The 12,348-nt window shown below is 69.1% G+C and carries 12 protein-coding genes; 9 read left to right on the plus strand and 3 right to left on the minus strand.

Going from position 1 to position 12,348, the window contains the following annotated elements; translation table 11 throughout:
- Positions 1–74: 74 nt before the first annotated feature.
- Together ACUZ2Y_RS00590 and ACUZ2Y_RS00595 are read left to right on the plus strand one after the other, a co-directional pair.
- Complete coding sequence (locus ACUZ2Y_RS00590; protein ID WP_476325820.1) at positions 75–2,825, plus strand: NEW3 domain-containing protein; 2,751 nt, start codon at positions 75–77, stop codon at positions 2,823–2,825.
- 260 nt (positions 2,826–3,085) lie between these two features.
- On the plus strand, positions 3,086–3,541 hold the full coding sequence (locus ACUZ2Y_RS00595; RefSeq protein ID WP_476331487.1) for a tannase/feruloyl esterase family alpha/beta hydrolase: 456 nt from the start codon (positions 3,086–3,088) through the stop codon (positions 3,539–3,541).
- A 75-nt stretch (positions 3,542–3,616) separates the two neighbouring features.
- Here ACUZ2Y_RS00595 and ACUZ2Y_RS00600 read toward each other — a convergent pair whose 3' ends face one another.
- From ACUZ2Y_RS00600 to ACUZ2Y_RS00610, 3 genes are all read right to left on the minus strand, one after another.
- The gene (locus tag ACUZ2Y_RS00600; RefSeq protein ID WP_476325822.1) at positions 3,617–5,551 is read right to left on the minus strand and encodes a helix-turn-helix domain-containing protein; all 1,935 of its coding nucleotides are present in this window, start codon (positions 5,549–5,551) and stop codon (positions 3,617–3,619) included.
- A gap of 39 nt (positions 5,552–5,590) precedes the next feature.
- Entirely contained in the window at positions 5,591–6,517 is a 927-nt protein-coding gene (locus ACUZ2Y_RS00605; protein WP_476325823.1) for a 3-hydroxyacyl-CoA dehydrogenase family protein, read from the minus strand.
- A gap of 600 nt (positions 6,518–7,117) precedes the next feature.
- Entirely contained in the window at positions 7,118–7,648 is a 531-nt protein-coding gene (locus tag ACUZ2Y_RS00610; protein WP_476325825.1) for an AMIN-like domain-containing (lipo)protein, read from the minus strand.
- A 534-nt stretch (positions 7,649–8,182) separates the two neighbouring features.
- Here ACUZ2Y_RS00610 and ACUZ2Y_RS00615 point away from each other — a divergent pair.
- From ACUZ2Y_RS00615 to ACUZ2Y_RS00645, 7 genes are all read left to right on the plus strand, one after another.
- Positions 8,183–8,755 (plus strand): hypothetical protein, encoded by a 573-nt coding sequence (locus ACUZ2Y_RS00615; RefSeq protein WP_476325827.1) that lies wholly within the window; start codon positions 8,183–8,185, stop codon positions 8,753–8,755.
- Between the two features lie 109 nt (positions 8,756–8,864).
- On the plus strand, positions 8,865–9,359 hold the full coding sequence (locus tag ACUZ2Y_RS00620) for a hypothetical protein (RefSeq protein WP_476325829.1): 495 nt from the start codon (positions 8,865–8,867) through the stop codon (positions 9,357–9,359).
- Positions 9,360–9,435: 76 nt separating this feature from the next.
- Entirely contained in the window at positions 9,436–9,684 is a 249-nt protein-coding gene (locus tag ACUZ2Y_RS00625; RefSeq protein ID WP_476325831.1) for a hypothetical protein, read from the plus strand.
- Between the two features lie 103 nt (positions 9,685–9,787).
- Positions 9,788–10,849, plus strand: a complete 1,062-nt coding sequence (locus tag ACUZ2Y_RS00630) for a hypothetical protein (RefSeq protein WP_476325833.1) — start codon at positions 9,788–9,790, stop codon at positions 10,847–10,849.
- Positions 10,846–11,205: a hypothetical protein gene (locus tag ACUZ2Y_RS00635; protein ID WP_476325835.1), complete on the plus strand. Its 360-nt coding sequence runs from the start codon at positions 10,846–10,848 to the stop codon at positions 11,203–11,205. The genes ACUZ2Y_RS00630 and ACUZ2Y_RS00635 overlap by 4 nt, the downstream gene beginning before the upstream one ends.
- A 423-nt stretch (positions 11,206–11,628) precedes the next feature.
- Positions 11,629–12,069, plus strand: a complete 441-nt coding sequence (locus ACUZ2Y_RS00640) for a hypothetical protein (RefSeq protein ID WP_476325837.1) — start codon at positions 11,629–11,631, stop codon at positions 12,067–12,069.
- A 132-nt stretch (positions 12,070–12,201) separates the two neighbouring features.
- Positions 12,202–12,327: a hypothetical protein gene (locus tag ACUZ2Y_RS00645; RefSeq protein WP_476325839.1), complete on the plus strand. Its 126-nt coding sequence runs from the start codon at positions 12,202–12,204 to the stop codon at positions 12,325–12,327.
- The last annotated feature ends 21 nt before the right edge of the window (positions 12,328–12,348 follow it).

Below are 12,348 nucleotides of genomic sequence, written 5' to 3' on the forward strand. Positions count from 1 at the left end.
AAGCACTCTGATGGGCGTCATACGTCAGCGGATCGGCGGCCGGGCGCTCACACTCGGTGAGGACAGGTGACCTCATGGGCGCACGCACCCGCTGGTCGGCGATGGCGACGGCTCTGACGTTGGCGGCCGGGATGGCCACCGCCATCGCGACACCGGCTCACGCCGCGCCCTCGCCCTACCCGTTCCCGCTGCCCGACTTCAGCCACCCGGCGACACCGCACGCGCCGCTGTTCAAGCCGCGGGAAGGGCTGACCCCGCTGCTGGTCGTCTACGGCACGTTCACCGACCAGACGAACGTCACCGAGACGGTGGTGCACGACAAGTTTTTCTCCATCTTCGAGTTCGGGACGGTCGCCGACTACTACCTGGACAACGCCCTCGCCGTGCTGGTTCCGGTCGTCGAGTCGTTCGGCATCGCGGACAACGGCGTCATCGTCGTCGACCTCGGCAAGTCCGCCGACGCGCTCGCCATGGACACGGCGCAGCGGCGGCGCAAGATGCTCGAACTCGCCGACCCGTTCGTCGACTTCGCCCGCTACGACACCGACAAGGACGGCGCGGTGCGGGACACCGAGCTGGCGGTGGCCACGATCTTCACCTCGCGTCCGGGGACGGACAACTGCGGGCAGACGCGAGGAGTGGCCGCGGGCGGCCAACTGGACGGCAAGACGATCGCGTTCCGCACCGGCGACGGCGGCACGGCGACGAACGAGATCACGTTCGCCCACGAACTCGGCCACCAGATCTACGACCTGTTCGACCACTACGGCTACGGCGTCGGCTCCTGGGACATCGCCGGACCGACCTGCGGCTCGCCGAACCAGTGGTTCGTCCTGAACCCGTGGCACAAGATGCACCTGGGCAGTGAGAAGCCCCAGGTCGTGACCAGCGACCGGTACGTCGTCATCTCCAACGACGGCAGGATCCGCCAGACGTACCTGCTCTACGACCCGGTTCGCGGGACCAACGACTACTTCCTGGTCGAGGCGCGTACACCGCGCGTGGGGACCTACGACCAGAACGTGCCGGACACCGGCGTCGTCATCTGGCGCATCGACGAGCGCAACGTGCGCAGCGGCGCCGAGCACATCCGCGGGGTCGAGCTGATGCGTCCGGACGGCCAACGCGCGCCCGGGTGCATCGATGAGGACGTCGACGGACAGCAGAACGAGGATCCACCGGACGGCGTCGACAACGACGGCGACGGCCGCATCGACGAGGACGGCCCCGACGGCCAGAAGGACAACGACAACGACGGGCGCACCAACGAGGACCCGGCCGACGGCTCGGACAACGACGGCGACGGCCGCGTCGACGAGGACGGCCCTGAGCCCGACGACCCCGACTGCTCAGGCGGCGGCAACATGGATGCTTGGGACCCGACGGACGCGGCGACGCCGCAGCGGACGATGGCCGCCCCGTGGGCGGATGGCACCCCGGCGAAGGTGGCGGTCCGGGCGATCGGGCGGCCGTTCTTCGACGACCCCGCCGACCGGCAGTGGCAGATGGCGTACCTCGACGTCGCGGGCCCGGGCATCCTGGTCGACCCGGCGGACAGCCGGGGCAACGCGCCTCGGCCCACGGTCGCCCTGGGCGACTCGTTCGACGTCCGGGTCGAGGTGATGAACACCGGCGAGGCCGCGGACACCTTCGACTTCTCCGCGCTGTTGCCGAACGGATGGACGGCGACCACGCAGCGGATGACGCTCGGTGCGGGCCAGCGGGCCACGGCCACCGTCAAGGTCACGGTTCCGCAGAACGCGGGTGTCCACGCCCACCGGATGTTCGTGCGCGGCCAGAGCATCACGGACTCGGCGGTGCGGACCGACTACGACTTCTTGGTCGACGTCGTGAAGCGGTCGGCCACGATCGCCTACACCGGCGACTCCTCGGTCGACTACTCCGACCTGGCCACGCTCTCGGCGGTCGTCCGGGACGGGTCGTCCGGCGCGCCGATCAGCGGGAAGAGCGTCACGTTCACGGTCGCCGGCCAGACGTTCACCGCGACGACGGGCTCCGACGGGGTCGCGAGCGCCCAGTGGGTGGCCGACGCGATACCGGGGTTCTGGGACGTGCGAGTCACGGTGGCGGAGGACGCGCTCCACGCGGGGACGTCCACGAACGTGCCGTTCGACGTGGAGCGCGAGAACCTGACCATCAGCGTGACGAACGCCTTGGTCCAGTCGGCGACGGGGAGTCCGCAGCTGGTGCTCAGGGCCGTCGATGAGCCGGACGGGTATCCGGCCGACCGGACCAAGGCGGGCGCGGCCATCGAGTTGACGCCGACGCTGACGAGTTCCACGCAGACCTATTCGGCGACGTTCGACGCTGATGGGAACGCGGTGGTGCCCCTCACCGGGACCGTCGACGTCTGGTCGATGAAGATCGATGTCACCGGGTTCCACTTCACCGCCCCCACCGTCTCGGGCGAGCTGGTCCTGTTCAACCCGGGCGGGGAGGTATACGGGTCGGAGAGGGGCTCGGACTCAGCCGGGGCGGCGGTGAGGCTGTCCACCTCGATCGTGTACCAGGGCACGACGGCCCTCGGCTCCGTCAGGGTCGACACCGGCACCCGGCGCTTCAGCAGCGACCGGCCACAGTGGCTGGTCGTCGTCGGGCAAACCGCCCTCTTCCAAGCGACCGGCACCATCAACGGCGTGCCCGCCGTGATCCGCGGGAAGGTCGTGGACAACGGGAACGGCGCGGGCATCCACGACCGGTTCTCGGTCAACATCAGCGGTATCACGACGCCGGTGCAGTACATCTCCGGCGAGGTCGTCGCGCAGACGGGCAACCTGTTCGTCCGACTCAGCACACCCCGCTGACACAGTCGACGACGGCGCGGCGGGATCCCCGGCGCGTCTCGTCAGGCCGGGGTGCGCAGGGCCGCGACCGGCCAGGGCCGACGAACAGATCTACGACGCCTCCGGGCGGGTGCTCGCCGAATCTTCCGGCGGCGGGGCGTGGACCTGCATCCGCTACGACGCCCGCGACCGGCCACTGGAAGAGAACGTCCCAGCCAGCGTCGGCACCCGCACGCAAGGTCACCCGCGACCCGGGTCACGACTCGCTGTCACTCGATCCACTGCGGCCCGGGGCGTGGCAGCAGCACATCAGCGAACTGTCGCGGCTGCAGGACGTCAACGACCCCGATCTGCGGCGGTTCGCCCACGGGGGAGGCAAGTTGCTGCTGGTGCACGGCACCGCCGACGAACTGGTCAGCCACCGATCCACAGTGGACTACTTCCAGCGGGTCGAGAAGACCATGGGCAAGGGTGCGACACAACGGTTCGCCCGCCTCTACCTGGCACCCGGCGCCAACCATGTCAACGTCGACGCGGCCTTCGCCGCCGGCTGGGACTCGCTGACCACGCTGGAGAACTGGGTGGAGTTCCACCGGCCACCCGCCAAACAGATCGTGACCGACAAGAACCCCTCCGCCGCCGGACGCACCCGACCGCTGTGCCAGTACCCGACGTGGCCGCGCTACATCGGGGTGGGCGATCCGGACTCCGCGCGCGGCTACGTCTGCACCAGGTAGCCGTTCCAGCCGGTCGGAGGCTTCGACCCGGCGTGCGGCCCCGCGTCCGACAGCGGGACCGCACGCCGTGCCCGGTCACCGCAGCAGCTCCGGCCTGCTGATCCTGAGCAGCCGCAACGCTATCTGGACCTCCAGCAGGCGGTCGGGCGCACGCCACGACTCTCCCAGCAGGTGCCCGATCCGGGCCAGCCGCTGGGCGATGGTGTTGGCGTGGAGGTGCAGTTCCTGCGCGGTGTTGGACATGTTCTGGCCGGTCGCGCAGAAGGCGCCGAGGGTGCGCACCAGATCCGTGCCGCGTGCTTCGTCGTACTTGATGAGGCAGCCAAGCACGGCGTCGATGAACGAACCGAGGTCGCGCTTGCTGCCGAACAGCACGCCCACAGCGCCCAGTGCGGCCACGTCGGCCCCTTCGCCGGTGCGGCCCAGCGCGAGCATGGCCTGTGCGCAGTCCGCCGCCTCCCGATAGGCCTCGGCGACACGATCGATGCTCTCCGCCGCCGTCGCCCCAGCGGTCACCGGTCGTGGCGCGGTCGACAGGTCGCGGGCCACGGCCCGTGCCTGCTCTCCGGGATCGGTGCCCGGCAGCAGGAGGACAACCTCGTCCTTGCGGCAGGTCGCCAGACCACCGCAACGGCGGGCCAGCGACGCGGCGGCGGCGTGGTGGCGGTCGCGTCCGCGCTCGTCGACCCGGGCAGGCGACGCGGGAGCGGTTCCGCGTGCGCGCTCGTCGACCCGAGCCACCACCACGACGTGTTGGGCGTCGAGGTCGACGCCCAACAGTGAGGCGCGGTGGCGCAGCAGGTCGTCCCGGGGCGGCGACGGGGAGAGCAGGTCTTCGAGCAGTTCGCCGCGCACCTGGGCTTCGGTCTCGGCCATGCGTTGCCGCGTCACCAGCACCAGGGAGGCCACCAGCGCCGTCGCTTCCAAGGTGCGCCGGTCGATGTCGCCGATCGCGGTGGCACCGATGAGGATCATGGTGCCCAGGTAGTCCGACTCGGTGATCATCGGCACCGCGCACGTGGTGTCGCCGACGACCGTGTGTCCGGCGTCGCGTGCGGCACGAGCGACCGCGACCAGATCGCAGGCCTCCACGGCGGCGCGATCACCCGCACACGTCACTAAAACGCCGTCCCGGTTCACCAGCGCCACACCGCCCTCGCCGACCGACTGCGCCGCGGCCTGGACCACGTCGTCGACGCCCTTGCCGTCCAGGACCAGACGGGTGAGGCGTTCGTGCACCGCCGCGCTGCGTTCCAGGTCTTCGGCGTGGGAGCGGACGGTCGCGTTGGCCACGCGCAGGTCGTCGGCCGCGGCCCGCGCCTCACCCAGCAGTCGGCTGTTGTCGATCGCCACCGCCGCGTGCGCGGCCAGCATCGACAGGGCGTTGACGTCCGCGCCGCTGAACGTGCGCTGTTCTCGGTGCGCGGCCATGAGCACGCCGATCACCTGCCTGCCGAGCACCACCGGCACCCCGAGCAGCGAACACACCTTCTCCGCGGACACGGTGCGGTCGATCTCCGGGGTGTGGATGATCGACTTGTCCTCGTCGTAGGACAGCACGCTGTAGGGCGCGCTGGTGCGGGCCACCATGCCACCGACCCCGGTGCCGCTGGGCAGCCGGAGTTCCCGCAGCAGTCCGGAGATGTTGCCCGACGCGGCCTTGATGTAGCTGTCGCCGCGGTCCTGGTCGCTGAGGCTGATGTAGGCCAGGTCGCAGTCCAGCAGGCGGCGGGCCCGGTCGGAGATGGCCTGCAGGATCGCGTCCAGGTCGTGCAGCGCCGCCAGGTCGTTGGCGGTGTCGTTGAGCAGCTGCAACTCGGCCTGGTGGTGCCGGTGCCCGATGAGGATCTCGCGGACCCGCAGCGCCAGCGCGCGTTCCCGTTCCAACTCCGCCAACCGGTCCGGTGGCGCACCCTCCGCACGTACGCGGACCAAGAGCTCGTCGAAGTCGCCGACGCCGGTATCCGACGCCAACAGCAGTTCCAGGTATGAAGCGATCCCCACCGTCATGGACTTCCTCCCCAACGTCGACGCCGGCATCGATTGCGCTCAGCCGGTGCTGTGCTCAGCCAGGTTGCGGCGGATGCCCTGGTCCAGCCGCCGCGCCACCTCCTCGCCCCGGCCGTCCGCCCACGGCAGCAGTCCGCCGCCGGACGCGAGACCACGGTGACCGTCGACCAGCAGCTTGTCCAGCACGGGAAAGGACTCGCTCGCGGTGGACAGGTGTGGCGCCAGGCTGCCCAGGATCGACCGGGTCAGGTCCAGCCCGATGTAGTCGGCGTTCTCCATCGGACCGACCGCCGCCAGCCGCAGCCCGAACCCCGACCGCACCACGGTGTCGATGGTGACCGCGTCACACACCCCCGCCTCCAGCAGGTGCAGGGCCTCGCGGACCAGCGCGAACTGGAGACGGTTGCCGATGAACCCGGGCACGTCGCGCGCCAGCCGCACGGTCGTCTTGCCCAGGTCCGCCAGGACATCCTCGGCCTGTTGTACGAACCGGGTGTCGGTGTTCTCGCCCGGCGCGATCTCGACCAGCGGGATGACGTAGGGCGGGTTCCACCAGTGCACGCCGACCAGCCGCTCGGGATGCGCCATCGCGCTCGCGATCCCGGTGACCGACAGGACCGACGTGTTCGACCAGATCGGAGTGCTCGTCGCGGCCACGGCCTCCACGGCCGCGATCACCGCGTGCTTGACCGCCATCCGCTCCGCGACCGCCTCCACCACGACGTCGGCGGTTCCCGCCGCCTCGGCCAGGTCGGCCGCCACGGTGATCCGCGCCGTGGCCTGCAGGCACTGCTCACCGGTCACACCAGACGCGGCCAACGCCCGTTCCACCCGCTCGTCCAGTGTCCCCAGCACGGCCGGGTCAGCGTCGTGCAACGCGACGCTGTGACCGCCGCGCGCCAACTCGACCGCGATCCCGTGTCCCATCAATCCCGCGCCGACAATCCCGAACCGCATCGTGGACATGGCACTCCGCTCGCCGCATCGGTGAACAACCTCTTCGGCGGCTCACGGTAAGCGCCTTCCACCAGGTCATCCATGTGCCCCGGCACACGGCATCCCGGTCCCGCATGTGCCCTGAGGACACATTGCACGGCCACCGAGCCTCCACCGCAACCCGAAACGCGATCGACGGCCGACTACTGTGGAACTGGCACACAGGCCACCGCCTCACGCTATGAGCGAGGCACATGTCGACGCAACACTGTAGGCCCGGCATTGTGGTAAGCCACGACATCGACACCAGCAAACCACGGCCGGATCCGGATCGTCCGGCACACTCCGCATCTCAACGGGTTGTCGTGGATATGCCTGCCATCCAGGTGAGATTGCCGGGCGCCTTGGCCGGGCTGATTGGCGGGTTTGACGCCGCCCGCCGGTGCACAAGACCTACCGATTCGCACCGGCAGGGAACAGCCGCCGTCGATCCACTTGACCCCAAGGGGGACCGGCGGGGGGCTCCTACGACCGAATCATGGCCCGCCTCCGTACGCCGGAGTGCCCCGAAGCCAGTCGACCTCCAGTCTGGTCGAGCTTCTGCCGTCGGAATCCAAGATTCGTCCGCCGCTACCAGCGGTGGGCGACGTCGACGACCATGCGGGACCAGGTGCCGGGGCCGTCGAGCAGCAGCACCCGGAACGGCAGCCGGGCACGCACACCCAGCCCGATCGTCGTCTGCCCCTCGAACTGCCCGGCCCACGCGACGTGGCGGAAGGTGTCGTAACCGGTGACGGCGGCGAGTTCACCGTTCGGCAGGAAGATCGCGTCGGTCGGGGTGGTCGGGACCTTGGCCACGACCTCCAGGCGCGCGCCGCCCCGCACGGGGACGAGTTCGCCTGAGCCGTCCTTGCGGATCTCGTCGACATAGCGCACCGAGTAGCCGCGCACGTCCCCGTCCACGTCGAGGACCATCCGGTCGTAGCAGGCGTGGCGGCCGGTGCGGATGGCGTAGAGCTCGTCGGTGGAGCCGGGGCTCGCTTCCTTCGGCAGGGAGCCCCATGTGATGCCGCAGTACGGCGTACTCGCTCCCGCCGTGGCGGGCACCCCCAGCAGCACGCCGAAGACCATCGCCACCAGGACCACAAGGGAACGCCTCATCACGACCTCCTGACACGGATAGTGCTGCCCTTAAGGACGCCTAACGCGGTATCCGGTTGCCCGGCGACGCGTGACAGCCGAGTCGGCCCGGCGAGGGTTGCCGGTCGCACTGAGTGCAGGGCCCCGGGTGCGGTCGGGCGCCAGAAGGCCCTAGGGCGCATTGGGCGGCCACCGCGCGATTCACGGGCGCTCGGGTCAGCGATGTGGGCTATCAGGTGCGCGACCCTTCGGCCCGCTCGTTCACGCGGACGGTCTGATCGCGCCACAAGAATTGAGCACAATTTGTGGGACGGTTTTCACTCCTTTGACGGCATCGACGAACTATTTCTCGGTATAGCCTTCAGCGTAGCGTCCTGGGCGTCAGGCGATCATCTGATCACTTCCCGTGGCGGATTTGGTGATGTTATGGTGCATCCGTACCACGGCTTATGAAATGCTGGCCAAGTGGAGCCCTTCCGTAGGGCCACAGTGGCTGTGACCACCAGTTTGATGCCTTTGTCGCTGAGCAGATTGCCGCGACAAAGAGTGAAAGTCGTGGATTTCAACGCAGAAATCTCCGATCTCGCGGGGATCCCGCAACTGGTCATCGGGATGCACATCAATAGCGAATCGGACCTCGCTGGCAACGCGCGGGACGCGATATCCAACGGCGTAATTATGAACATTGAAACCGCCTATGACGCCGAGCCCTCACTGCCCGATCCCCCGATGACAGAAGTCTTCGGAAGCCACGCTCTGAGGAGCATCGTCGGCCTGCGGACCGCCCGACGCGTCACGGTCGTCGCCCTGATGGTCGCCGTCCAAGTCGGTGGCATGGGACTCGCTGTCGGCGTGGCGGCGGCTCCCGCCGGTCTGACCACAGCAATCACCGTGTCCATCGACGGCGCGACCGGCCGGTGGACACCCGCTGAACCCTCCGCCGCGGCGCCGACGGCGTCCGTGGCCGCCGACCCGGCGACGGCGCCAACCACCACCACGACACCGGAGCAGGCGGTCGTCCCGACCACACCGGCCGCGCCCGAGACGGTCACGCCCACCGAGACCGGCACGCCGCCCGTCGACGGGATGTCGAGCGCGAACGAGCCGGAACCGACGCCTCGTTCCTGAACAACCAGGCGTTCGCGGGTCACCGCGCCGCCAGGCTCACCAACCAGCACGACGTCCTCAAGCTCGCGGCATTTCGCCGCGCGGTTCCACCGATGTCAGGAGAATGCCCATGCGTACCAACTCGCTAGTCAAGCCCATGCTCGTCATCGCCGCCGTCGGCACGCTGATGGGCGTCACCGGCTTCGCGATCGCCACCTATGTCCAGAGCAGCACCGCGGACCCCGTCGCGGGTTCATCCGAGTCCTTCTCCGCCGTCACCGTCACCGGCGCGCAGACCGGGGTGCTGCTGCCCGGCGAAAGCGCGTACGTCACCCTCACCCTCACCAACCCGAACAGCAACGTGAAGGCCAGATTGACGTCCATCACCGCGGGTGAGGTCGTCATCGACACCGTCATCGACAGCGCGGACGCGGTCTACTGCCACGACCAGATCGAACTGTCGGCGCTCGGCGCGGATCCCCTCTTCCCGACCCTCGCCGTGAGCGAAGCGAACTACCCGTTCAAGTTGACCGACGCTGTGACGCTGAGGGCCGACACGGACATCCGTTGCCAGGCAATGACCTTCCACACGACGTGGACAGCCCAGTTCGAGGCTGTTCGCTAAGGACTCGCAACACTACGAGTGGGTCTCGAATCGGCGCCAGGCGATGCTGCCCGCAGCCGATGGTGAGGAATGCAACGTGGATGCCGTCGGGGACTTCGCCGCCGGCATCAAGGTGATCCGCGACGGCCAACACCCGGGCAGCGGCTACGTCGCCTGCCCGACCTACGGGTTCGCGTGGCTGCGAGCCGTTCACCGTCACCTCGCCGAAGCAGATCCTCTTCTGCCGCAAGAAATGACCGGCTACGGGGACGCGGGTGACCGCCGCGCTCGGCGCTCCTTGCGGACGCGATCGGCGGGCGCTCCAGCCACCGCGGGTAGGGTCTGATGTCGCCCTTTGCGCCAGCACATAGTTTCCGCGCTGGGGAACCCCGTCGCGGGTAGGCGGGTCTGATGGGCTGGAGTGGTCGCGGGCGACGGAGGTGCGTGAGATGTCCGTGCAGGACGGATTCCGGGTCGATCCATCGGCGCTCGCCAAGCTGGCCGACGTCGTTGGGCGCGGCGCCGACGACCTGGTGGCGGCGCGGCGTTTCGCGGGTGGCATCAATACGGCGGGCCCGTTCACCGGCTTGCTGACGCTGGTGCAGCCAAGTGTGGAGACCGTGGTCGACGCGTTGGTCGTGGAGTTGGCGCGGGCGGTCGATCTGGCTACCGCGACGTCGGCCGCGCTGACGACGGCATCGTCGTCCTACGAGGGGGTCGACATCCTCCTGGTACAGGACGTCGAAGTCGTTGCGCCGTCCCTGCCGGACGACCCCACGCGGCCCGATGCCAACGGGTACGCCGACTTCGTCGAGCCGCAGCGGCACCTGGTCGACCCGCCGGGCTATGACGAGATGGAATGGCGCGCGTCGCTGGAGAGCGACCTGCTCAGCGTGACCTCGTTGATCCGCGAGACGATCCGGATGCTGTCCGGCGTCGACATCTTCGAGTCGCTGTTCAGCGTGGCCTCCGGGGACTGGCGCGAGGTGCGGCGGACCGCCGACCGGTGCCGCGCGATCGGACAGTGTTGCCTGGAGGTCGGCGGGAACATCGACGCGGGCTGGGTCCAGTCGACATCGGACTGGTCCGGGAACGCCGCCGACGGCGCGCACGCCTACCTCGGGGCGTTGGCCGCGGGAATCGAGAGTCAGAACACCACCGGCCAGAACCTCTATGTGAAGTTCTGTGCCTTGTCCCAGCACGCCTTCGACTTCTACACGGTGGTGTCCGGGCTCTGGTCCGACCTCATCGACGCCGCAGTGGAAGCAGTTCTGTCCGCGACCTTGCTGGAGATCCCCGGCGTCAACGCCGCGGCCGCCATCTGGGGCGGGTACAAGACCTACCGGGTCATCGACAACGCCAGAAAAATCTATGACCTCTACAACGACCTAAAGGACGTCGTCACCGGAATCCAGGCCGCCACCGAGATCCTCGCCATGGACATCTACTACACCCAACACCTGCCGCCCCTGCCGGACGAGCCCTACGATTTCCCCGGAATGATCCGATGAGCGCGACGGGCGACGGCATCCGATCACGCGCGGAACGCGAACTGCGGCGGCGAATGCTCGATCAAGCGGTCTCCGCGGTCGACGACCCGGCGCTGCGCAGGCGGCTGATCGATCTTCGCGACGGCAAGATCACCACTCGGGATTACCTGGCTCCCCTCACCGAGCAGACGGCAGGCGGAAAGGCGGTGCTGTCGAACCTGGGTGTCTTCGCGGCGCTGTCCGACGAAGAGCGGGCAAGGCTCGCCGAGGACGCGGAACGCCGGATCGACGCGATCGCACGCGAACTGGACGCCCCGGACCCGGAAGCCGACGATGATGAGCCGGGTCCGAGCGCAATTCTCCGCGACACCTGGTAGCAGCGGTAACGTGCGGTTGCCACCTGGCACCGACAGCCCTCACCGCGGAGGACATCGCGCAGGAGGCCTGCCTCGCGTTGCTGATCACGCTTTCCCGGTGCCGCCGGGAGCAGGTCGCCGCGAAGTTCGGTTGTACCGCAAGCCCGATCCGGGTGCGCCAACACCGAGCGCCTGCGCGGCTGCGCCGCCACATCACCAGACTCTCGCCGTCGAGCTATCGGTGCGGGAGCCGGTCGACCTGGCGTGCTCGTCTGGGAGACGAGCGAGCTGCTCACCTGAGTGCGGCTGTCGGCGGTCTGCTGACTGATGGCGGCGCGCGCGGCGGCTTTGACGACGAGGGTGTGGTCTCCTGGTGATACGGGGATTGGTGGCGCACCCGGGCGCGGTGAGTGGGACGGCGGCCGAGCAGGCTAGTTTGCTTGGGTGAGTCTCCTCGATGAAGTGGCCGAGCGCGATGGCTGGCGGTGCTGGGTGTGCGATGAGCGTGTCGACGCCGACATGTCGGTGAATGATCCGCGGGGGCCCAGCGTCGACAGCCGGACCGCCGACCGGAAGGCCAAGGTCGCGGAGCGGCTCGCGCACCGCGGGTGCAACACCCGCAAGGGCGCGGTGAAGGTGGTCATCGCCTGGCCGGACCGCCTGCACGTGGTCGAGCCCGCGCCGCTGATCACCGTCGCCGGGCGGCTGGAGCGCAAGGGGGGCCGCGAGATGGTCGCCCGCTGTCCGACCAAGCAGGACGCGCATGAGGCGGCGGATTGGCTGGTGGACCGGTTCTCCCGACTGGTACCTGGGCTGCCGGTGACCGCGAACGTCGAGGCGGGTGGCGGCCAGTTCCTCGTCATTCTGGCCGCCGGCAGGCGCTGACCGGATCACCGCACACACGCGGCGAGTCGAACCGTCGGCCACGTCGTCCGCACCGCGCCGCCGGCCATCACGGGCTTGCTGGTCGACCGCGGGCACCGGCCCCGCCCGCACTGCCCTCAAGACCGTGACTGCGTGAAACCGGTGTTCGACAACACACCGCGACGCCCGCGCGATCGCACCCGCCACGGGTTGCGGGACCGCGTGCAGATCGCTGTGTGGGCGTACGAATCCGGTCTGGTGCGGGTCGGCGACGCGTGAGGGGCGGGCTCTCCCGGACCG

The organism is Actinokineospora sp. UV203 (assembly GCF_056323665.1).

Bases quoted from the DNA above. Each gene is read 5' to 3' on its own strand.
- ACUZ2Y_RS00600 (WP_476325822.1), bottom strand. From the start codon at position 5,551: ATGACGGTGGGGATCGCTTCATACCTGGAACTGCTGTTGGCGTCGGAT.
- ACUZ2Y_RS00610 (WP_476325825.1), bottom strand. From the start codon at position 7,648: ATGAGGCGTTCCCTTGTGGTCCTGGTGGCGATGGTCTTCGGCGTGCTG.
- ACUZ2Y_RS00620 (WP_476325829.1), top strand. From the start codon at position 8,865: ATGCGTACCAACTCGCTAGTCAAGCCCATGCTCGTCATCGCCGCCGTC.
- ACUZ2Y_RS00605 (WP_476325823.1), bottom strand. From the start codon at position 6,517: ATGTCCACGATGCGGTTCGGGATTGTCGGCGCGGGATTGATGGGACAC.
- ACUZ2Y_RS00635 (WP_476325835.1), top strand. From the start codon at position 10,846: ATGAGCGCGACGGGCGACGGCATCCGATCACGCGCGGAACGCGAACTG.
- ACUZ2Y_RS00590 (WP_476325820.1), top strand. From the start codon at position 75: ATGGGCGCACGCACCCGCTGGTCGGCGATGGCGACGGCTCTGACGTTG.
- ACUZ2Y_RS00630 (WP_476325833.1), top strand. From the start codon at position 9,788: ATGTCCGTGCAGGACGGATTCCGGGTCGATCCATCGGCGCTCGCCAAG.